The following is a 20,517-nucleotide window of genomic DNA, read 5'->3' as shown; positions in this document are numbered from 1 at the left end:
GCTAGGCACAGCCATTGGTCTTTTCGACGTATACAGCTCTATGGAACGCGATGCGCAAACAACGACACAACTCGCTCAAGTGTCGGAAGCAGCCGAACGATCAAATGCGAATATGGAAGAAGCCAACAACACGGCCGGTGAGATCGCCGATAAGCTTGAGGGTCTGGAGCGGAGGATTGAAGAGAACGCGCCCCTGAAAGCGGCAACTGATGGCTTTGTTCCTGCCATAAGTGAACTGCCGTATGATCTGGCCAGACCAAAATTGATCGAAGCAGGCTGGATTCCGAATAAAGTTCGATGGCAAGACCTGTCCGAATCTGATTTTCGTCGATGGCCACTTTGGTCCCATGGCTTTGAAGAAATCCAAGCTTGTGCAGGTACAGGACGCGGTGAATGTTTGTTCGAGTTTCACAACGGCGCCGGGACAAAACTTAGCGTCGTCACGTTTGGCGAAGTTCTTGGAGAATTAGACGAAGATGGCCGCAGGTTTATTGGAAGGCCGAACTTCGGGAATTTTCGCGTCGGCAATGCATGGACAGATGAAATCCTGAACTAGCTGCTACCCCGCCACCGCAATCCAAATGCTTGCGAAGAAACAGCTGCCACCAATCGTGCCCCAGAAATGCCAGATCGGATAGCGGAACGGCATTTGCTTGCGGCGATAGAACAGAGTGCCGATCGTGTAAAAAGCTCCGCCTGCGCCAACCAAAGCGGTCGACAGACCCGGCAAACCCACCCAGAAATCGGGCAATGCGATCAGTGCAAACCAGCCAAGGCCCAAATACGAAAAAAGCGACCAGCGCGTATCGATTTCTTTTGCCACCAGCTTGAACAAGACGCCTGCCAGCGCGAGCGCCCAGATCACCGCGAGGATCGCATGGGCGCTCCACGTTCCGCATTTGATTAATAGCGGGCTGAAAGTCCCTGCGATCACCGTATAAATCGCCGCGTGATCCCACCGTCTCAGCGGCAAGCGTAACTCGTGGCGTGGCAGCAAGTGGTAAGCGAAGGAAATGCTGACCGAGGCAAGCACGGCGACAACATAGACCAATACAGCGGCGGTCAACCAAGCATCGCCTTGAACCACAGTCAGTGAGACGAGGATAGTGCTCGCCAGCACCAATCCGGCAAGGCTTACCGCATGGATGGCGAAATCCGCTTTGCGCTCTGAAAGTGTTTGGCTGGGATACATTGCCGGCGCGCATAGCGTGCTGCTCGCGCTGCGGCAATCGGGCACTCTTTCACTGCCCCTCTCGATGTGCCACTCTATCCCAAACGGGAGACAAAATATGCGAACGGCAATCACAGCGTCGGCTTTGGCATTGGGGGCTTTAGCCACTTTGGCGGCATCGCCCATCGCGGCACAGGACCAAAGCGAGCCGGACGATGCACCCAGTGTCACATTGGGCAATGGCGAGGCGAACTGGATCATCGTCGACGATGTGATCCGTGAGCCCAGCAGCACCTACACCGAGCAACGCATCGCTGGTCAGGCAAGCGCCGTGCGACGCGGCGATGGCACCACGTTCACTTTTTCAGAGGTCCATATCGAAGGCGATGGCTGGCTGGTCATGCACCCCTTTATCGGCGGTGCGCCCAATGGTGACTACGTTGCAGGCTATACCTTCATCGAAAGCGGCACGAATAAAGACGTGTCGATCACGCTCAATCCCGCGCCTGCATCAGGTGATATGTACATCGTAATGATGCATAGCGATGTGAATAAGGACCGGGTGTTCGACTTCGTCTTCGTCGAGGACGGCGTGAATGTTGAAGACCGCGCCGTGTTTGAAGGCACTAAAATGATTGCTCACGCCATCGCGGTGCCTTAGTCTTCTGGCCACTTACCAACGGCCCTCAAACGGTCAGCATATTCCTCTCCGCAGGGATGCTCACCGTCTCTCGGAGCAGGTTGCCGAAGATAAGCCTGCGAAAGGTCGATTAGTCGAACCTCGGCCTCCCCACGCGATGCTTTTTTCGCTTCTCGAAGCAACTGCGCCACTTGCTCAATTTGCTCAGCAGTAAGCTCTGCCGTGTGGACACTGCAATGGTAGGATGGGCTACCGATCGGATTGAGGGTAACATCGTCATCATGGATAAAGTTTGAAAACTGGAACGCTCCGCCATCTGACGCACATGATTGCGGGTAAAGCCTGACATCCACATACCGCTCATCGGCGGCGGTCCATACAGCACAGCCAGACGGCAATTCGCGCTCCCAATGCCACGAAAGTCCGAAGCCCTTCCAATAGTACTCAGACTGCGCATCCGGAGGCGCACCATCGGGCTTTGGCAAAACTGGCGCTAAATATGGAACAGCCTGCGCGTAGAATGTGAAAGGTCCGACAATTGGCGTAATCAGCAGCGCCAGCAAAACCACGATGCCGAACAGCATTCGAGAGGTTTTGAAACGCTTCTGATAAAAGGCCATAATATCAGTTTATACTAACTCGTCCCAACGTCCAAAAAGCCTGGCTTTGGACCGTTCCATTCGCCCGCTGGGATAGGTTCATCGTCCTCATCACGGCGGCGTGAGCGGGACTTACGCTCTGGCTTTTCGTCAGAGCGCGTTTCGCGTTCGCGGCGCGGTTTGCGTTCGCGCTTTACCTCACGTTTCTCTTCGCTCCGGCCCTCATTGGGGGCCTCTTCTTCATGCACATCATCGCGCTTGCGAGAGCGTGAACGGGATTTCTTGGGCGCCTCTTCATCGCCTTGATCATCGCGCGCGGCACTGCGTTTTTCAGGCTTGTCAGATTTGGCATCTGGATCAGCCAGTTCAACGCGCACATCATCCTTGCCAAAGACAGGGATTTTGCTCTTCGTCAGCTTTTCGACATTGTCGATTGCCTCGGCATCGGCCTTTGTCACGAAGGTGAAAGCGCGACCTTTTGCCCCTGCCCGGCCTGTTCGGCCAATGCGGTGAACATAGTCATCCGGGTGCCACGGCGTGTCATAGTTGAAGACGTGGCTCACGCCTTTGATATCAAGCCCGCGCGCCGCAACGTCGGAGGCGACCAGAATGTTGATGTCGCCAGACTTGAACCGCTCAAGCTCCTTCTGACGCGTATTCTGATCAATATCACCGTGAATTTCGCCACTTTTAAAGCCGTGGCTTTGCAGTTTCTTGTTTAGCTCTCGAACGGTCGTTTTCTTGTTAGAGAAGACAATCGCCGTTTCGACGTGATCATTGCTGAGCAACCATTCCAGCGTCGACAATTTCGCGCGCTGCTCAACCGGGATCTTGAACGCGGTGATATCTTTGTTCGTGGTTGCGGCGCGCGCGGTCTCTATCCGTTTGGGATTGGAGAGGAATTTCTTCGCCAGTTTTTCAATCGGCGCAGGCATTGTGGCCGAAAACAGCATGGTCTGGCGGGTTTCGGGCAGTTTGGAGCAAATGAATTCGATGTCAGGGATGAAGCCCATATCGAGCATCCGATCCGCTTCGTCGATCACCAGCAGTTCGCAACCTGAAAGCAGGATTTTGCCCCGCTCAAACAGGTCCATCAATCGGCCCGGCGTCGCGATCAAAACGTCCACGCCTTCGTCGAGCGCTTTCAATTGATCGCCCATCTGCACGCCGCCTATCAGCAGCGCCATTTTCAGATCGTGGTTTGCGCCGTACTTCTCAAAATTCTCAGCAACCTGTGCCGCGAGTTCACGCGTTGGCTCAAGGATCAAGGAACGCGGCATCAAAGCGCGCCTGCGGCCAGAGGCCATCACATCGATCATTGGCAACACGAAACTGGCGGTTTTGCCTGTTCCTGTTTGCGCGATACCGATGAGGTCCTTCATCATCAGCACGGCAGGGATCGCCTCAGCCTGAATGGCGGTTGGCTCGGTGTAGCCCGCCGTCTCAACGGCTTGCAGCAATTCTTCGGATAGGCCGAGATCGGCAAAGGTCATACGGGTCAAAATGTCCGGATCTAATGCGGCAAGGAAATGCTTGCCGGATGTTCACTGTCGCGCTGGACTTGAAAAAGTCCCGAACAGCGAGGGCGCGAATGGCCAAAAGTGGTCAAAAAGTCAAGAAATCGCGCGTTGACGATCGGTTAGAATGCGCAAAGGGCCAGCTTGATCAGTCGCGCACGGCGACCAATTGACGCATCCCTTGCACTTCGCACTTGGCCCCGCTGCGCGATTGCAGGGCGTCGCGATCAACGCAAAGCTGGCCGTCTTCGGTGCGCTCCACGTAGAAGCCTGAATAGAAATCGCGCGCTCGGCAGGTCCGCTCAAGGTTCACGCTGACGATGCGTTGATCGCGCAGGAACAGCAGCAAACGATTGCCGGTCCCTGTCTGCACACCCGCGATACCGCTTACTGGAAGGCAGCGATCCATATCGCGCTCTTCAAACCGGGTGTTGAGCCCACGCTGGGGCAGCTGCGCGAGCAATTCATTGCGGTTGCCACCACGATAGGGCGTGATGCGAATGATCACCCGCCCCTGTATGCGCGATTGCCGCCAGGTCTGGCCGCTATGCAAAGCATCAAGCGGGTTGGCGGTGCGCTCTTCTGCGCCTTCCATCGAGGAATAAGGGCCTTCTGGTGGCTCATCATGGTCAGGCGCTGCCGACACCGAATGGTTCGGCTCTCCGGCTCCATGCACCAATGCTCCCGATGCCCCAAGGATAGGCAAGACAAACGCTAACGGCGCGGCAAGGGCGAACATGCTGGGCATGGCGTGCGGTGAAAGAAGCCTCCAAATGGGTGCAGCACAGTGTCAAAGCCCCCGTGCGGCGTAGTTGGACAGCTAGCAAGAACGATTGAACGCTGCCTTAACTGCATGCAGGATCGCGCCCATTGCACTGGTGCATTGGATCAATAGTGTGGCATACGCGCCACAATTCGCAGCGTATCACGAAGAAACTGATGACCAATAACTCGACGACATTTCTGGAAGAAGCCGCAGCTCTGCTCGGCTCCAAGGGTCTGACTACGCAGGGTGACGACCTATCGCCATGGCTGGTCGATTGGCGTGGGCGGTATTCGGGCCGCGCGATGGCGCTCGCCTCGCCTGCATCGACCGAGGAAGTCGCCGCTCTAGTGAAATTGTGCGCTCAGCACCACATTCCCATCGTTCCCCAAGGTGGGAATAGCGGCATGGCTGGCGGGGCAACGCCTGATGATAGCGGTGAGGCCATCTTGCTCTCTCTGCGTCGGATGAACGCGATTCGATCGCTTGATGGGGATGCCGGGCAAGCCGTTTGCGAGGCAGGCGTCATCCTCCAGACATTTCACGAAGCGGCGGAGGAAGCGGATATGCGCTTCCCTTTGACGCTGGGTGGTAAAGGTTCGGCGACTATTGGAGGTCTGGTCTCTACCAATGCAGGCGGCACGCAGGTGCTTCGCCACGGCACAATGCGCGCGCAGGTGTTGGGGATAGAGGCGGTGCTGGCCGATGGGCAGGTGTTTGACAGTCTTACAGCACTAAAGAAAGACAATCGCGGGTTTGACCTAAAGCAACTGCTTATCGGATCAGAGGGGACGCTGGGCATTGTCACCGCGGCCACTTTGCGTCTGCTCCCTGCACCTAAAGCACGCGCAACTGCGTGGGTGGGACTTGGCTCCATCCAAGATGCGCGCACTTTGCTGCGACAGGTCGACCGCGCGATAGGAGACACGCTCGAAGGCTTTGAAGTGGTGCCCGCGCATTGCCTCGACAGCGTGTTAGCACACCTACCCGATGCGCGATCACCCTTGCAGGCCCGCCATGAATGGAACGCTCTGATCGAATGTATGGGCGTGAACGAGGACGATGCGCAGCTACGCGAGGCGCTCGAAACCGCGCTTGGCATGGCAGCAGAAGACGGATTGCTCGAAGACGCGGTGATCGCCTCCAATGAACGGCAGGCAGAAGACTTTTGGACTCTGCGCGACTCGATCTCGGCGGCTGAGCGCGCGCTGGGTCCGGCCATGCAACACGACATTTCTGTGCCTGTGGAGCGGATGCCGGAATTCATCCTTGAAGCGTCACCCGCCATCGAAGCGGCCCATCCCGGCACCAGCGCGGTTGCGTTTGGTCATCTGGGCGATGGCAATGTACACTTCCACGTCCTCGCTCCTAAAGGCGCAGTTCCGGGTGAATGGGAAGAAGCGCAGGGCAAGCAGATCAGTTCAGCCGTATACGATCTGGTCACCCAATGGGGCGGCTCTATCAGCGCAGAACACGGGATCGGGCAGATGAAAGTGTCCGAATTGGAGCGGCTAAGCGACCCGACAGCGCTTTCAATGATGCGAAGCGTAAAGGCCGCGCTTGACCCCAATAGCTTGCTCAATCCGGGTAAGCTGATCAGTGCTGACTAAAGGACGCTGTGGGCCATAGAGCGCACCGCGCTTGCACCTTGCGAAATGAACGCCTAAAGCCCCGCAATCCGGTTTCAGGGAGACGGCAACATCACCCATTTAGACACCGCGACCAACAGTTTTCATCCGCAATTTTCGGAGACAATCCATGGCTTCCGCGCCGCAGCCGCAACTTCCGCTGTTTTACAAAGACCTCATGCCGCTCAACAGTCGCGATCACGGCGACTGGAAAGTCACATCATTTGACGATGCAGGCTTTCTGAAAGACACGCATGCGATCCCGCTGACCGTTGACGAATTTGTTGATGCACAGCGCAGCTACCCCATCGTTTTCACCGCTGGCGAAAACCCGCTTCCAATTGCGCTGATGGGCCTGAACGAAGGCGTTAACACCTTCATCTCAGCAGACGATGGCAAGCTGGAAGCGGGCGTTTATGTCCCTGCTTACATCCGCCGCTATCCCTTTATTCTTGCGAAACTAAACAAGGACAGCGACGACATGTCACTGTGCTTTGACCCGCAAGCTGGCGTGGTTGGCAAGAGCAAGGAAGGCAACGTTCTTTTCGAAGACGACAAGCCAACCGAATACACCAATCAGGTGCTCGAATTCTGTAAGCGTTTTGAAGAATCAGGTCAGCGCACTCGCGCATTCCTTGAAGAACTCAAAAAGCTCGACATTTTGATGGACGGCGAAATTGCGATCACCCGCAACGACATGCCGGACAAGCCGTTTGTTTATCGTGGCTTCCAAATGGTTGACGAAAACAAGCTGCGCGAACTTGATGCAGAAACGGTGCACACGTTGAACTCAAACGGCATGATGATGCTGATCCATGCTCAGCTGTTCTCAATGAACCTGATGCGCACAGTGTTTGAACGTCAAAGTGCACAAGGCAAGGTGCCTGTGCCGGATGCCGCTACACCTGCTGTCTAAGCAACTCGATCACAAAATTCAGGAACGGGCGCGGAAGGCTTCATGGCTTTCGCGCCCGTTTTCTTTTGCCTGCTTGGCATCGCGACAGAACCGCTGACGATTGCACCAAATGCGACGCAATTTTGGCCGCTTCGTGGTTGAACGCGACGAATGGCGCCCCTATCTTAAACGTACGGGCCGACACCCCCTCATAGTCGGTTCGTGGAAAGGCGCCTTTGGGCGTCTTCCTCCCTGAACCTGGCCACCTCGTGCTTCACCCCCTAAGTTGCGCGCGAGGTGGCATTTTTTATTCTTAATCTGAGAGTTAAGCGGCGCTTCTGATACTTATTCAGCAGCCTGCTTCATCTGTCCGCCCGCGCCCATTTGTGCGGTTTCTGCACCTAATTCGCGGACCAACCCCGCCAACATCTTGGCAAGTGGGCCAACCGCATGTGTGGGTTCGGATAGCGATGCATCAAGATAGGTGGCACGACACAGCTCCACCTGGATACAGTGGATCCCACGCGAGGGCGAAGCATGCCGATCGAGTACATAGCCCCCCGAATAGGGGCGATTATGCGCCGCCTCGCAACCCTGCATTTCGAGATAGCGAAACGCGCGCGACATTAGATTAGACTGGCAAGACGCACCAAACCGATCACCCAAGACAATCTGCGGTGCAGCCTCTTCGCCCATCCGCGCAGATTTGCGCCCTGTCTTTTGCCGTTTCAACGGAGGCATCGAATGCAGATCAAGCAGCAACGCTGCGCCCCAGGCAGCCCGGATCTTCTCCAATTCGCGCGCAAGGAAAGTGTGATAGGGCCGGTGAATCTCATCAATGCGCCGGTCCAGTTCCTCTCTATCAAGACGCCCGCGCCAAATCTCACCGAAACTCGGTAGACGTCGTGGAACAAGACCTAGACCGCTGCGAGCACGGGCATTGCTGCCTGTTAGATGCGGCTGCGGCTTAGTCAGACGACGCCCCGGCCCCGCAATCATTTCCCAATCGACATCATCATGCGCGCGGTTGAGGTCGAGCATTGCGCGCGGAGCCTGCGCAACCAGTAGCCCTGTGCCCGTTGCCTTTGCCACTTCGACACCGACGGCATCGACATGCCGATCCTCCAACCGCAATTGCGCCAGCTGAGCATCGCGCATTTGCGCCAGCGCCTCACCGGGATAGGCACGGCCAGCATGCGGCACGGCGATCAAAACAGGCAACGGCATAGATTTTGGCGCGACATGGATGAAGGCTGCATCATTGCCGCTCGCGGACACCCTGCCCCCGCGTATGGTCACGAGATCATCGCTTGATCTTGAGGCATTGGTTTCGTTTTTTGCTTTGGCTAGCGGGCGATGCATAACCAGTTTGCTGCCTTCTTTGCCGCCCTGTGTCAAAGGCGAATCGTACAGGATTGGCGGCTTTTACTGAGCCGCATTAAGCCTTTGCCTTAGGAATATGCGTTAGGAATGTGATTGCGGCCGTCTCAAAGCTGGCCATCACGCCCAAATGAGAAAGATTTCTTAAGCCAAATACGGTATCGGCATAGCCATGACGACAAGTACTGCACCGCGAATCCTCCTTGCCGAAGATGAAGAAGCCATGCGCACCTATTTGGAGCGCGCGCTGATCAAGGCCGGCTATGACGTAAAAAGCGTTGATCGCGGGACGGATGCCCTCCCCTTGCTTGAAGAGGAGGAGTTTGATCTCCTGCTCTCAGACATTGTCATGCCGGAAATGGACGGCATCGAATTGGCTCAGCGCTGTGCGGAGGTCTCTCCGCGCACCAAGGTGATGTTTATCACAGGGTTCGCCGCAGTCTCTCTTCGCGCAAGCCGCGAGCAGCCGCATGCCAAGGTCTTGTCCAAGCCGTTTCACCTGCGTGATCTAGTGCTGGAGGTCGAGCGCGTTTTTGATGATGCGCGCGAGGCCAGCCTTTAGGTAAATTTTTTGCGCGCCGCGTTGTTCGAATCGCTTGCACTGACTGTGAGCCTTCGCTAACGCGCCGCTTCGCTTTGATGCTAAAGCAAACAAGCGACGATGATGTGTGCGGGCGTATAGCTCAGTGGTAGAGCACTGTATTGACATTGCAGGGGTCGGAAGTTCAACTCTTCCTACGCCCACCATCATCCCTCTCATGACAGCGCAGTAGAAATTTCTCTGGGTAAGAGGTTAACTCTGGCTGTTCCTATTGCCCCGAAATTATGCTTCGAAGCTGCCACTTCGCATTTTGTGATGGAGGGACAATATGAATTTCTTGAATACTAAAAAGTCCGTATTGGGCGGATTTGCTGCATTGAGCTTGGTCGCGCTGAGCGCATGCGATGCGGTTTCATCTGTCGCAGGCGGTGAGATCTCCGCTTCTGCTGACGACCCCGTTCTGGCTGAACCAATGGTGGGCGATTTATGGTCAGCGGAACTTAGCGAGTTTTCGGACCAGTCCTTTGGCGATGGCAGCGAAGAATACGCCGATGCCTATGGTTTGATGAAGGTAACTGAGGTCAGCGATGACCAAGTGGTCGTCATCACAGAAATGGGCGCATGGCCCAATGGCCCAAGCAGCGTGGTCGAACTGAACGGCGATCTTGCTCAAATCACCTGGGACGAAAGCGAAGAGATCACTGTTAACCGCGCTGATATCCCTGACCTGGTTGAGAAAGGCCACATTCTCGCGTCACGTCGTCTGGAAGAATAAGACGAGCCGACCATTGCAGGTTCCAAAATGGAGCAGCATCCGCATTGGGTGCTGCTCCTTTTTTTGTGAGCTACTTGCACCGCTGTGCACCTCTGCTAGAGCGCCCATCAAGGATGGGATCAGCATCCAAAACAGCTTTCAAATTCTTCCGAAAGGGATGGGGCAGTAGCCATGCAAAAAATTCAGGTCAAAAACCCAGTCGTCGAACTAGACGGCGATGAGATGACAAAGATCATCTGGCAGTGGATCCGTGAACGGTTGATCCTGCCCTACCTCGATGTCGACCTGAAATATTACGACCTCTCGATCGAAAAGCGTGACGAAACCGATGACCAGATCACGGTAGACGCGGCGAACGCGATCAAAGAGCACGGCGTAGGCGTGAAATGCGCAACCATCACTCCTGATGAAGCGCGCGTCGAAGAGTTCGACCTCAAGAAAATGTGGCGCTCGCCCAACGGCACGATCCGCAACATTCTTGGCGGTGTGGTTTTCCGTGAGCCTATCGTGATCGACAACGTGCCGCGTTTGGTGCCGGGCTGGACTCATCCAATTGTGGTTGGCCGTCACGCCTTTGGCGACCAATATCGTGCAACCGACACGCTGATCCCTGGTCCGGGTAAGCTGCGCCTCGTTTACGAAGGCGAAGACGGCACAAACCTCGACCTCGAAGTGTTTGAATTTGAAAGCTCAGGCATCGCGATGGCGATGTACAACCTTGACGATTCGATCCGTGCCTTTGCGCGCGCTTCGATGAATTACGGCCTTGATCGCAAGTGGCCTGTCTACCTCTCAACCAAGAACACGATCATGAAAGCCTATGATGGCCGCTTCAAAGACTTGTTCGAAGAAGTGTTCGAAAACGAATTCAAGGACAAGTTCGAAGAGGCCGGTATCACCTATGAGCACCGCCTGATCGACGACATGGTCGCATCTGCACTCAAATGGTCAGGCAAGTTCGTCTGGGCTTGTAAAAACTACGATGGCGACGTTCAGTCAGACACGGTTGCGCAAGGCTTCGGTTCATTGGGCCTCATGACGTCAGTTCTGATGACACCTGATGGCAAGACCATCGAAGCAGAAGCCGCACATGGCACCGTTACCCGCCATTTCCGCCAGCACGAACAGGGTAAGGCGACTTCGACCAACCCAATCGCCTCCATCTTCGCATGGACACGCGGTCTGATGTATCGCGGCAAATTCGACGAAACACCCGATGTGGTGAAGTTTGCCGAGACGCTTGAGCGCGTCTGCATCGAAACGGTCGAAAACGGCCAGATGACCAAAGACTTGGCACTGCTGATCGGCCCATCGCAGAACTGGCTAACGACTGAGCAGTTCTTCGAAGCGATCGTACAGAACCTCGAAAAAGAAATGCAGAGCTGGAGCTAAGCCTTAGCGCTTTCCTAGCACTCACTGCTGATCTACGGATAAGGGCGGCTGTTCGGATCGAATGGCCGCCCTTCTCGTTTTCACCGTAAAGCGACACCCAATGATAGGAGCGCGAACGCAAAGCCATGGCAGGTGAACTGACCCTCTCCCCGGTTATGCAGGATGCGCTCGTGATCCTTGGGGCGGCGGGCATTGTGATCCCGGTCTTCGCGCGTTTCCGCATTACGCCGATTATTGGGTTCATCCTGATCGGCATTTTGGTCGGTCCATTCGGCCTTGGCGCGATGGTTGAGCGATTGCCTTGGCTGCAATTTATCACGATATCCGACCCTGAGCGATTAACGCCCTTCGCCGATTTCGGCATAATCCTGCTGCTATTCGCCATCGGGCTTGAGCTGTCGTTCAACCGCCTATGGCAGTTGCGCAAACTGGTATTCGGTCTCGGCAGCCTCGAACTGCTGATCATCGGCAGCGTATCGGCGGCATTCTTTGGCTATTACAGCGGTATGAGCACTACGGCGGCGCTCGCGCTCGGTTTTGCTCTTGCCTTCTCCTCCACCGCGATCGTGCTGCCGATATCGGGCACCAAGTCCCCCGTCGGACGCGCGGCGCTGTCGATGCTGCTGTTCGAAGACATCATGATCGTCCCGATCATCTTTATCTTGGGCGCTTTGGCACCCAATGCATCAGCTGACGGTGTAAGCGGCTTGACCAGCACATTGGTGCAAGGCGGCGTAGTGATACTTGTGCTGCTAGTCGTGGGCCGATTTGCCCTGCCCCGCTTGTTCAGCCAAGCCGCGCGCACCAAAAGCCCGGAACTGTTCCTCGCTGCCTCTTTGCTGGTGGTGATCGGCGCGAGCCTTGCCACCGCTGCCACCGGCCTCTCCCCCATCGTGGGCGCATTGATCGCGGGGCTTTTAATCGCCGAGACCGAATATCACGGCGAGGTCGAAAGCATCATGGAGCCCTTTAAGGGCCTCGCGCTCGGTGTGTTTCTGATCACCATCGGCATGAGCATCGACCTGATGGAAATCTGGCGCAATCTGGGCGAGATTGCAGGCGCTGTCGTCGGCGTGCTGGTGTTCAAAGCCATTGTGACCGGTTCGCTGCTGCGCATGATGGGCGCGCGTCGTTCGACCGCCAGCGAGACGGGTGTCCTGATGGCCAGCCCTTCCGAGACGACGCTGATTGTTTTGGCCGCCGCCACCAGTGCCTATGTGATCGACACGGAAACCGCGCAGTTTTGGCAGATCGTGACCGCCATTGGCCTGACGATAACGCCACTGCTTGCAAAACTGGGCCGGGTGATCGCGCGCCGCATCGAAGCAGTGCCCGAATTGCCGGAAGAGGACGAGGTCGAGATCCGCACGATCATAATCGGCGGTGGCCGTGTCGGCAGGCTCATCGCTGACATGCTGGTCAAGCACGATCAAGCCTATGTCATGCTCGATTCAAACCCAGACCTGATCGATAATGCAAAACGCGATGGATACCGCGCTACCTTTGGCGATGCGGCGCGCGGCGATGCTTTGTCACGCCTGGGCATCGAAAACGCCCCTGCAGTAGTGCTCACGATGGATGAGCCTGTGCTAGCCCAACGATTGGTGAGCAAGCTGCGCAAAGAGCATCCTGACTTGTTAATTGTTGCCCGCGCGCGCGACACCGATCACGCCGCTGCAATGTACCGCGCCGGAGCGAGCCACGCCGTGCCAGAAAACTTGGAAAGTTCGCTTCAACTCTCTGAAGCGGTGCTGGTAGATATTGGCGTCGCGATGGGTCCTGTGATCGCCTCAATCCACGAAAAACGCGACGAATATCGCGAACGCTTGGAGCTTGAGGGCGGCCTCAAAGAGAAACCCAAATTGCGTTCGAGCAGGCTCGACACGACCGCCTCATCGACGAGTTAGCCTGCCAAGACCTGCTTCACCGCTGCAATAGCGTCCGACGCTTTTGAACCGTCTGGCCCGCCGCCTTGCGCCATATCAGGGCGACCACCGCCGCCTTTGCCGCCAAGCGCCTCGACACCGGCGCGCACCAGATCGACCGCGCTAAAACGCTCTTTGAGATCATCGGTTACCGCCGCAGCGATGCTGGCCTTCCCGTCATTAACCGCAACGATTGCCGCAATGCCGGAGCCGAGCCGGGCCTTTGTCTCGTCAAGCAACGGGCGAAGCTCTTTGGGATTCAAACCCTCGAGCACTTGTCCGCTAAACGCGATGCCAGCGACGTCCTCATCCCCACTAGCAGCGCCAACACTTTGACCGGAACCACCACCGCCAAGGGCCAAGGCCTTCTTCGCTTCGGCTAGCTCTTTCTCAAGCCGCTTTCGCTCATCCAACAAGGCCGCAATACGCGCGGGCACTTCATCGGGGGTCGCGCGGATCGCACTCGCCGCCGACTTGAGCGCCTCTTCGCGTTCGACCAGCCAACTGCGCGCAGCATTGCCTGTCAGCGCTTCGATCCGGCGGATGCCAGAGGATACGGCGCTTTCTGAGATGATCCGGAACAAGCCAATATCGCCTGTGGCTGTGACATGCGTACCGCCGCACAATTCCACCGAGTAATTGCGTCCATCGCCGCCTGCTCGGCCCATCGAAAGCACGCGAACCTCGTCGCCATATTTCTCTCCGAACAGCGCCAATGCGCCCGCTTCCACAGCATCGTCCGGGCTCATAAGGCGCGTTGCAACCGGTTCGTTCGCAAGGATCTCGGCGTTCACCTCCGCCTCAATCGCCGCAATTTCAGCGGGCTCAAGCGCCTTTGGATGCGAAAAGTCGAACCGCAAACGATCCTGCGCCACCAGCGAACCTTTTTGGGTCACGTGATTGCCAAGCTGATTGCGCAGAGCCGCATGGACAAGATGCGTCGCAGAATGGTTTGCGCGAATTTCGCTACGACGCGCGCTATCAACCTCGAGCTGGACATTGTCGCCAACCTTCACGCTGCCCGCGGTGATCGTCGCGTGATGAGCGTGCAACCGGCCAAGTGGCTTGCTTGTGTCGGTGATATCGGCAGCAAAGCCATCAGGAGTTGAAATGCGCCCCATATCGCCGGTTTGACCGCCGCTCTCTCCGTAAAACGGTGTTTGATTGGTGAGGATGACGACCTCATCGCCTGCAGATGCCGCATCAGTTTCCGCGCCATCTTTGACGATAGCCACCACAGTGCCCTCGCCAGAGGTGGCAACATATCCGGTGAATTCGGTGGCGCCTTCGCGTTCTGCTAAATCGAACCACACTTCGCCAGACGCCGCATCGCCGGAGCCTTTCCATGCGGCCCGCGCAGCTTGTTTCTGGCGCTCCATAGCGACATCAAAACCGGCGCGGTCGACAGCAATGCCGCGCGCCCTCAACGCGTCTTCGGTCAAATCATAGGGAAAGCCGTATGTGTCGTAGAGTTTGAAGGCGGTTTCGCCATCAAGCTCACCGCCCTCGCCCATTGTGCCCGTCGCTTCGTCGAGCAGCTTGAGACCTTTTTCGAGCGTTTTACGAAACTGCGTTTCTTCACGCAGCAACACCTCTTCGATCAGGTCCTGCCCGCGCTGCAGTTCAGGATAGGCCTGCCCCATTTCCGTAACGAGTGATGGCACCAAACGGTGCATCAATGGCTCGCTTGCACCCAGCAAGTGGGCATGGCGCATCGCGCGGCGCATGATCCGGCGAAGGACATAGCCGCGGCCTTCATTTGATGGGAGCACGCCATCGGCCATCAGGAACGATGTTGAGCGCAAATGGTCAGCGATCACCCGGTGCGACGCAGTGTTGTCGCCAGTTGCTTCGACACCCGTCATCCCCACAGATGCGGCGATCAGAGCCTTGAATGTGTCAGTGTCATAATTGTCGTGCACGCCTTGCATGACCGCAGCGATGCGTTCGAGGCCCATGCCGGTGTCGATCGAAGGGCTCGGCAAATCAGATCGCGTGCCATCAGCGGCCTGATCAAACTGCATGAAGACCAAGTTCCAGATTTCGATGAAGCGGTCGCCATCTTCGTCTGGACTTCCGGGAGGTCCACCGGGAATGTGGTCACCGTGATCATAGAAAATCTCCGAGCATGGACCGCAAGGGCCGGTCTCACCCATCGACCAGAAATTGTCATTGGTTGAGATGCGAATGATGCGCTCTTCGGGAAGGCCCGAAATCTTGCGCCACAGGTCAAACGCCTCATCATCGGTGTGGTAAATTGTGGCGGTCAATTTATCGGGTGCGAGGCCCCATTCTTTGGTGAGCAAGGTCCAGGCATTCAGGATCGCCTGTTCTTTGAAATAATCGCCGAATGAAAAGTTGCCGAGCATCTCAAAGAAAGTGTGGTGGCGCGCAGTGTAGCCGACATTGTCGAGATCATTGTGCTTGCCACCTGCCCGCACACATTTTTGCGAGGAGGTCGCACGTGGCGCTGGCGGGGTTTCGAGCCCGGTAAAGGCATTCTTGAACGGCACCATCCCTGCGTTCACGAACATCAAGGTCGGATCGTTGTAGGGAACCAGCGGGGCGCTTTGCACTGGCGCATGATCTTGGCCCGCGAAAAAGTCGAGGAAGGACCGGCGGATGTCGTTAGTCGAAGTCATGATCGCCAGTTAAGCAATGGATCGGTGCCCGACAAGACAAAGCGAGCACGCCTTGCGACATTCTGCGTCGATGACTGCGCATGTGGCGTCCATTCGACACAGTTCACACTCACCTGACACCCAAAGCCGAAAACCAAAGCGAACACGAAAAACCGGCAGGAACCGCGTCCCTCAAATGAATGAGGATGGGTTCATGCCGGTATTCCGGTTGTCCGGGTGAGCGGGCCTATCAAGCCTGCTCCAATACCCGCTTGAGGATCAGCTGTCGGAGTCCGCGTCCGGGCCCGTCATCATTTCCTCGGCGACCTCGTCGGTTTTACCGCGAATTTCGGCTTCCAACTTGTCGCAAACTTCTGGGTTCTCGGCGAGATAGGTCTTCGAATTCTCGCGACCTTGGCCGATGCGCACGCTGTCATAGGAATACCAGCTGCCCGATTTCTCAACCAAGCCGGCTTTCACCCCAAGGTCGAGAATTTCACCTCGTTTGGAGATGCCCTGACCATACATGATGTCAAACTCGACCTGTTTGAATGGCGGAGCGACCTTGTTCTTGACCACTTTGACGCGGGTCGAGTTGCCGATCACTTCGTCGCGGTCCTTGATCTGACCCGTGCGGCGGATATCCAAGCGGACAGAGGCGTAAAACTTAAGCGCATTGCCGCCCGTCGTCGTCTCAGGGTTGCCATACATCACACCGATTTTCATGCGCAGCTGGTTGATGAAGATCACCATGCACTTTGAACGGTTGATAGAGCCGGTGAGCTTACGCAGCGACTGCGACATCAAGCGTGCCTGAAGACCCACATGCGAATCGCCCATTTCGCCTTCGATCTCAGCGCGCGGCACCAAAGCCGCAACCGAATCGACGACCAAAACGTCAACAGCATTGGAGCGAACCAGAGTGTCGGTGATCTCAAGCGCCTGTTCGCCTGTATCAGGCTGCGAGACGATCAATTCATCAATGTCGACGCCCAGCTTTTTCGCATAGACCGGATCAAGCGCGTGCTCTGCATCCACAAAGGCCGCTGTGCCGCCCGCTTTTTGCGCCTCTGCAATCACATGCAGCGCAAGCGTCGTCTTACCAGAGCTTTCTGGACCATAGACTTCGATAACGCGGCCTTTAGGCAGACCGCCAATGCCAAGCGCAATATCAAGCCCAAGCGAACCGGTTGAAATTGATTCGACCTGCATCGCTTCTTTTGAGCCCAGCTTCATCGCTGAACCCTTACCAAAAGCGCGGTCAATCTGTGACAACGCCGCGTCGAGTGCCTTTTGACGATCCACGCCTTTTTCCTTCTCTACCAGCTTTAGTTGCGTAGCCATCGCATGCACTCCTTCGCTTGCCTAGGGCCAGTTAAAACTTTTGACCGACCGTTTGGAGAGACCCTCTTGCCGCCCCCTGTTGGAACAGCATGTATCCCATTTGTTCTCATAGAACAAGAGTGGAACAAAATTATTTTTCGATGGGTCTTCAGGCGTCTTGTGCGGCCTTGGCCTGACGCATCACTGCGCCGACTTTATCGCTGATTGCGCTGACGCTGAAAGGCTTGGGGATGAAGTGCATATCGGGGATGTCGATTTCGCTGCGCAGGTTTTCCTCAGCATAACCAGACATGAAGAGCACTGGCAGATCGGGGCGCAGCTCACGGATAGCGCGGACCATCGCTGGGCCATCCATGCCGGGCATCACAACGTCGCTGACCACCAGATCAAACTCGCCGCCCTTGGTGATTTCGGCAAGACCGTCTTCCCCATCTGGGCAGGCGGTGATTTCATAGCCCGCCCGTGAGAGCGCCCGCTCTGCAACGGCGCGCACCATGTCTTCATCCTCGACCAGAAGTACGCGGCCGCCCACTGACCATTCAGAGCTCTCGGTAAGTTCAGGCTCCGGCTTTTTGCGGGGCACTTCGCCGTGGTGGACGGGGAAGTAGATCGTGAAGCGCGCGCCCACCTGGCGGCCGCCTGCATCAGACAGATTGTCCGCAAAGATAAAGCCGCCCGACTGTTTGACGATCCCATAAACGGTCGAAAGCCCAAGGCCTGTGCCCTTGCCCAATTCCTTGGTCGTAAAGAATGGTTCGAACAGTTTGGGCAGAACATGATCGGGAATGCCGCCGCCATTATCCTGCATGATCAGCACGGTGTAGTCGGCCGCTGGCAGCACTTCTGATCCCAGCTTGATCACTTCGGTGGACGGGATTGAGCGGGTGAGCAGAGTGATGCGCCCTTGCGCTTCACCGGTGCCACTTTTGCCCGCGCCGCTCATGCCTTTGCCGCCCGCTCCGCCATGCGCGCCATTCATATTGATCGCATCGCGCGCATTGACGGCCAAGTTCATGATGACCTGTTCAAGCTGTTGCGGATCGGCCCTTACCGCCCCCAGATTGCGATCATGCTGGACAAAGTATGCGATCTTCTCACCCAGCAACCGTTTAATGAGCGGGCTTACCTCGCTCACCACGTCGGGCAGTTGCAGAATTTCAGGCCGCAATGTCTGTTGGCGCGAAAAGGCGAGCAATTGGCGCGTTAGCGATGCAGCGCGGTTGGAGTTCGCGCGGATTTGCTGGATGTCGTCATAATCGCTGTCGCCGGGCGTGTGCCGCAGCAGCATCAGATCGCACGTGCCGATAATAGCGGTGAGCACATTGTTAAAGTCATGCGCAACACCGCCGGCAAGCTGGCCAACCGCTTGCATCTTCGTTGCCTGAGCAACCTGGCGTTTGAGCTGTGTCTCTTCAGATGAATCGACCAGCATCAACAATACCGATGCCTCGCCCAAGCCCCGCACACCGGCAAGCCCCATCGAAACGGGTTCATCCGGCTGAGCTGTAAGGCGCAGTGCCATATCGCCGCTGGTCGCAGGACCGCGCCCATGGCGACGCACGGCGTCAGAAAGCGCAGCCTTGTCCTCTTTCACGACCAGATCGGTTGGGAATGCCGGTAGCCCGCGATCCTTGCGTCCGATGGAGCGCAGGAACGCATCATTGCCAAATAGGAACCGGCCATCGCGGTCTGTCATGGCAAGGCCGAGTGGGAGTTGCGCGAGCAAAGCCTCCAGCTGCGCCACGCCGGCCTGTGATGATCCATCCCAGCCGCCGCCAATGCCAACGCCGCTATCGACCAAGAGCATAAGCGATGCACCATCGTCCGGGCCGGGCTGAGTGCCCGCTTGCGCAGGTTCAACCAATGGCACATCGATCAAGGTTTGCGGGGTGCCCGCTCGCCCTTCGCGCGCGAAGAAAATGCGTTCGCGGTCGTCTGCCCGCAGCAATGCAGCAAAATCCTGTCCCGCCAAAGTCGCTGTCGCATCGCCAGAGGCTCGCTCGGCAAACCCAGTGCTCACGCTGCGGATGGCTCCGTCGGGTCCAGTCATCGCGGCTTCGATCCCTGCACGGCTGAGCATAACGCCAAACGGCCCGGATAGATCAATATCAGACAGCGACTGCCCAGCGCCATCGACATTGCGAACAAAACGCCAGATCAGATGATCATCGCCCCGCCCCGCACGCTTTGCAGCAACACCCCAATTGCGCTCGCTTTGGTCTTCAAGCTCTTCGATCTGCCCACTGCCATCGCGCCATGCTTCTCTGGCAAGCCGCGTGACGGCTTCGAGTGCGGAACGATCAAGCGGCAGTGACGGTGGTGCACTGCCTGCGCCAAAAGCATCGATGAACGCTTGGTTCGCGCACACCATTCGGTTCGCTCGGTCAGTGATGGCGATGGCTTGGCCTTCATGCTCTATCGCGGCGACGGTAACCGACCAATCAGGCGCAAACGCTTCGCTCTCTTCAGCCGCAGTGCCCTTCTGGCCTGAAGCAAACACGCCGAACAGCAGCACCAGCAAACCCAAGCTGTAAGCGCCTGCGATCATCGCATTTGCAGTGACAAGGAAAACCGCCCCTGCGCTCAGCACCAGTGCAAGCCCAATGCCTGCCAGCATGGTTGCGTTGCTTTTGGAGCCAGTAAGGGTTTGAATATGAGTGTTCACGCTCGACTTCATTTACAATGTAGGCAGATTCGCAAGCGATCGCCCTTAGCAGAAGCCTAGTTTGCGTTCAGCCTCTGGTCGAGCCGCTCTTCCATCCGTTTCAGCCGTTTTGCCCGCCTTCGTGCAATGACCACGCGCCAAATCGCGCTTGAAAGAAGATAACCGACCGAAGAGGCGAGGACCGCAAGGACAAAGAAGCCCACCACTGTGACACCGGCGACTTCGAATGCGTCGATGACCCATTGCCATGCGCCGCTTTCCAGTTGCTCGGTTGCGACACCGGCTGTCGCGGCGTCGATGCGCAGGATGAATTGCCCGACCCGGTTTGCGACCACCGCCCAAAACGCGATAGTGAGAGGGTTGGTGACGAATGTGACCAGCGCCGCAAGCGGGACATTTGCCCGTGCCGGAAGCGCGAGAAATGCCGCCAGAAAAATCTGCCCCACAGGAATGATAAACGCTGCGAAAAGGCCAAGGGCAACTCCGCGCGGGACCGAGCGACGGGTGAACCGCCATAACTCTGGCGAGAGGAAACGATGAGCAATCGGTCGCAAATATTTATTGCGCGCCATCTCTTCACGCTTTGGCATGTAGCGCGAGAACCAGGCCGCGATACGCGCTGAAGCGCTGGAGGATTGCGAGGTGGCCATATCAGTGTGCG

General features: G+C 56.9%; 17 protein-coding genes and 1 tRNA gene. 9 read left to right on the top strand and 9 right to left on the bottom strand.

Annotated elements, in window-relative coordinates:
• Positions 1-40 precede the first annotated feature (40 nt).
• Positions 41-556 (top strand): hypothetical protein, encoded by a 516-nt coding sequence (locus AC0V6N_RS04190; RefSeq protein WP_486170336.1) that lies wholly within the window; start codon positions 41-43, stop codon positions 554-556.
• 3 nt (positions 557-559) lie between these two features.
• On the opposite strand, the gene trhA is transcribed toward AC0V6N_RS04190, so the two are convergent.
• Positions 560-1,192 carry a PAQR family membrane homeostasis protein TrhA gene (trhA, locus tag AC0V6N_RS04185; RefSeq protein WP_486170335.1) on the bottom strand — a complete coding sequence of 211 codons (633 nt, stop codon included), beginning with the start codon at positions 1,190-1,192 and terminating at the stop codon, positions 560-562.
• A 97-nt stretch (positions 1,193-1,289) separates the two neighbouring features.
• Here trhA and AC0V6N_RS04180 point away from each other — a divergent pair, with 97 nt between their 5' ends.
• Positions 1,290-1,832: a DUF7282 domain-containing protein gene (locus AC0V6N_RS04180; RefSeq protein WP_486170334.1), complete on the top strand. Its 543-nt coding sequence runs from the start codon at positions 1,290-1,292 to the stop codon at positions 1,830-1,832.
• Here AC0V6N_RS04180 and AC0V6N_RS04175 read toward each other — a convergent pair.
• The 3 genes from AC0V6N_RS04175 to AC0V6N_RS04165 all read right to left on the bottom strand — a co-directional run bounded on the left by AC0V6N_RS04175 (position 1,829) and on the right by AC0V6N_RS04165 (position 4,666).
• On the bottom strand, positions 1,829-2,431 hold the full coding sequence (locus AC0V6N_RS04175) for a hypothetical protein (RefSeq protein WP_486170333.1): 603 nt from the start codon (positions 2,429-2,431) through the stop codon (positions 1,829-1,831). The two genes, AC0V6N_RS04180 and AC0V6N_RS04175, sit on opposite strands and share 4 nt — an antisense overlap.
• Before the next feature lie 14 nt (positions 2,432-2,445).
• Positions 2,446-3,903 carry a DEAD/DEAH box helicase gene (locus AC0V6N_RS04170; RefSeq protein ID WP_486172418.1) on the bottom strand — a complete coding sequence of 486 codons (1,458 nt, stop codon included), beginning with the start codon at positions 3,901-3,903 and terminating at the stop codon, positions 2,446-2,448.
• A 172-nt stretch (positions 3,904-4,075) separates the two neighbouring features.
• Complete coding sequence (locus tag AC0V6N_RS04165; protein ID WP_486170332.1) at positions 4,076-4,666, bottom strand: hypothetical protein; 591 nt, start codon at positions 4,664-4,666, stop codon at positions 4,076-4,078.
• A gap of 200 nt (positions 4,667-4,866) precedes the next feature.
• Between AC0V6N_RS04165 and AC0V6N_RS04160 the strand changes: the two genes are divergently transcribed.
• Both AC0V6N_RS04160 and AC0V6N_RS04155 read left to right on the top strand, forming a co-directional pair.
• Positions 4,867-6,300 carry an FAD-binding oxidoreductase gene (locus AC0V6N_RS04160; protein ID WP_486170331.1) on the top strand — a complete coding sequence of 478 codons (1,434 nt, stop codon included), beginning with the start codon at positions 4,867-4,869 and terminating at the stop codon, positions 6,298-6,300.
• Between the two features lie 148 nt (positions 6,301-6,448).
• Positions 6,449-7,234: a SapC family protein gene (locus AC0V6N_RS04155; RefSeq protein WP_486170330.1), complete on the top strand. Its 786-nt coding sequence runs from the start codon at positions 6,449-6,451 to the stop codon at positions 7,232-7,234.
• A gap of 324 nt (positions 7,235-7,558) precedes the next feature.
• Here the strand turns inward: AC0V6N_RS04155 and AC0V6N_RS04150 are convergent, their stop codons facing one another.
• Positions 7,559-8,512 carry an N-formylglutamate amidohydrolase gene (locus AC0V6N_RS04150; RefSeq protein WP_486170329.1) on the bottom strand — a complete coding sequence of 318 codons (954 nt, stop codon included), beginning with the start codon at positions 8,510-8,512 and terminating at the stop codon, positions 7,559-7,561.
• Positions 8,513-8,765: 253 nt separating this feature from the next.
• Between AC0V6N_RS04150 and cpdR the strand changes: the two genes are divergently transcribed.
• The 5 genes from cpdR to AC0V6N_RS04125 all read left to right on the top strand — a co-directional run bounded on the left by cpdR (position 8,766) and on the right by AC0V6N_RS04125 (position 13,208).
• Positions 8,766-9,155: a cell cycle two-component system response regulator CpdR gene (gene cpdR, locus AC0V6N_RS04145; RefSeq protein WP_486170328.1), complete on the top strand. Its 390-nt coding sequence runs from the start codon at positions 8,766-8,768 to the stop codon at positions 9,153-9,155.
• Positions 9,156-9,265: 110 nt separating this feature from the next.
• Positions 9,266-9,340 (top strand) — tRNA-Val (locus tag AC0V6N_RS04140).
• A 122-nt stretch (positions 9,341-9,462) separates the two neighbouring features.
• Positions 9,463-9,909: a hypothetical protein gene (locus tag AC0V6N_RS04135; RefSeq protein WP_486170327.1), complete on the top strand. Its 447-nt coding sequence runs from the start codon at positions 9,463-9,465 to the stop codon at positions 9,907-9,909.
• A 171-nt stretch (positions 9,910-10,080) separates the two neighbouring features.
• Entirely contained in the window at positions 10,081-11,301 is a 1,221-nt protein-coding gene (locus tag AC0V6N_RS04130) for an NADP-dependent isocitrate dehydrogenase (protein ID WP_486170326.1), read from the top strand.
• A gap of 125 nt (positions 11,302-11,426) precedes the next feature.
• Complete coding sequence (locus AC0V6N_RS04125) at positions 11,427-13,208, top strand: cation:proton antiporter domain-containing protein (RefSeq protein WP_486170325.1); 1,782 nt, start codon at positions 11,427-11,429, stop codon at positions 13,206-13,208.
• Here the strand turns inward: AC0V6N_RS04125 and alaS are convergent.
• The 4 genes from alaS to AC0V6N_RS04105 all read right to left on the bottom strand — a co-directional run bounded on the left by alaS (position 13,205) and on the right by AC0V6N_RS04105 (position 20,506).
• Complete coding sequence (gene alaS, locus AC0V6N_RS04120) at positions 13,205-15,868, bottom strand: alanine--tRNA ligase (protein WP_486170324.1); 2,664 nt, start codon at positions 15,866-15,868, stop codon at positions 13,205-13,207. The genes AC0V6N_RS04125 and alaS overlap by 4 nt on opposite strands.
• Before the next feature lie 258 nt (positions 15,869-16,126).
• Entirely contained in the window at positions 16,127-17,191 is a 1,065-nt protein-coding gene (gene recA / locus AC0V6N_RS04115) for a recombinase RecA (RefSeq protein WP_486170323.1), read from the bottom strand.
• Between the two features lie 148 nt (positions 17,192-17,339).
• On the bottom strand, positions 17,340-19,808 hold the full coding sequence (locus tag AC0V6N_RS04110) for a response regulator (protein WP_486172417.1): 2,469 nt from the start codon (positions 19,806-19,808) through the stop codon (positions 17,340-17,342).
• Positions 19,809-19,912: 104 nt separating this feature from the next.
• The gene (locus AC0V6N_RS04105) at positions 19,913-20,506 is read right to left on the bottom strand and encodes a DUF2062 domain-containing protein (RefSeq protein WP_486170322.1); all 594 of its coding nucleotides are present in this window, start codon (positions 20,504-20,506) and stop codon (positions 19,913-19,915) included.
• Positions 20,507-20,517 lie beyond the last annotated feature (11 nt).

Source organism: Erythrobacter sp. S57(2025), from assembly GCF_057365055.1.
This window is presented reverse-complemented; position numbering and strand designations above follow the sequence as displayed.

Excerpts from the sequence above, each read along its gene's own strand:
- AC0V6N_RS04155 (WP_486170330.1), top strand. The coding sequence starts at position 6,449 with ATGGCTTCCGCGCCGCAGCCGCAACTTCCGCTGTTTTACAAAGACCTC.
- AC0V6N_RS04105 (WP_486170322.1), bottom strand. The coding sequence starts at position 20,506 with ATGGCCACCTCGCAATCCTCCAGCGCTTCAGCGCGTATCGCGGCCTGG.
- AC0V6N_RS04170 (WP_486172418.1), bottom strand. The coding sequence starts at position 3,903 with ATGACCTTTGCCGATCTCGGCCTATCCGAAGAATTGCTGCAAGCCGTT.
- alaS (WP_486170324.1), bottom strand. The coding sequence starts at position 15,868 with ATGACTTCGACTAACGACATCCGCCGGTCCTTCCTCGACTTTTTCGCG.
- AC0V6N_RS04160 (WP_486170331.1), top strand. The coding sequence starts at position 4,867 with ATGACCAATAACTCGACGACATTTCTGGAAGAAGCCGCAGCTCTGCTC.
- recA (WP_486170323.1), bottom strand. The coding sequence starts at position 17,191 with ATGGCTACGCAACTAAAGCTGGTAGAGAAGGAAAAAGGCGTGGATCGT.
- trhA (WP_486170335.1), bottom strand. The coding sequence starts at position 1,192 with ATGTATCCCAGCCAAACACTTTCAGAGCGCAAAGCGGATTTCGCCATC.
- AC0V6N_RS04125 (WP_486170325.1), top strand. The coding sequence starts at position 11,427 with ATGGCAGGTGAACTGACCCTCTCCCCGGTTATGCAGGATGCGCTCGTG.
- AC0V6N_RS04135 (WP_486170327.1), top strand. The coding sequence starts at position 9,463 with ATGAATTTCTTGAATACTAAAAAGTCCGTATTGGGCGGATTTGCTGCA.
- AC0V6N_RS04190 (WP_486170336.1), top strand. The coding sequence starts at position 41 with ATGGAACGCGATGCGCAAACAACGACACAACTCGCTCAAGTGTCGGAA.
- AC0V6N_RS04165 (WP_486170332.1), bottom strand. The coding sequence starts at position 4,666 with ATGTTCGCCCTTGCCGCGCCGTTAGCGTTTGTCTTGCCTATCCTTGGG.
- AC0V6N_RS04110 (WP_486172417.1), bottom strand. The coding sequence starts at position 19,808 with ATGCTGGCAGGCATTGGGCTTGCACTGGTGCTGAGCGCAGGGGCGGTT.
- AC0V6N_RS04175 (WP_486170333.1), bottom strand. The coding sequence starts at position 2,431 with ATGGCCTTTTATCAGAAGCGTTTCAAAACCTCTCGAATGCTGTTCGGC.
- AC0V6N_RS04180 (WP_486170334.1), top strand. The coding sequence starts at position 1,290 with ATGCGAACGGCAATCACAGCGTCGGCTTTGGCATTGGGGGCTTTAGCC.
- AC0V6N_RS04130 (WP_486170326.1), top strand. The coding sequence starts at position 10,081 with ATGCAAAAAATTCAGGTCAAAAACCCAGTCGTCGAACTAGACGGCGAT.
- cpdR (WP_486170328.1), top strand. The coding sequence starts at position 8,766 with ATGACGACAAGTACTGCACCGCGAATCCTCCTTGCCGAAGATGAAGAA.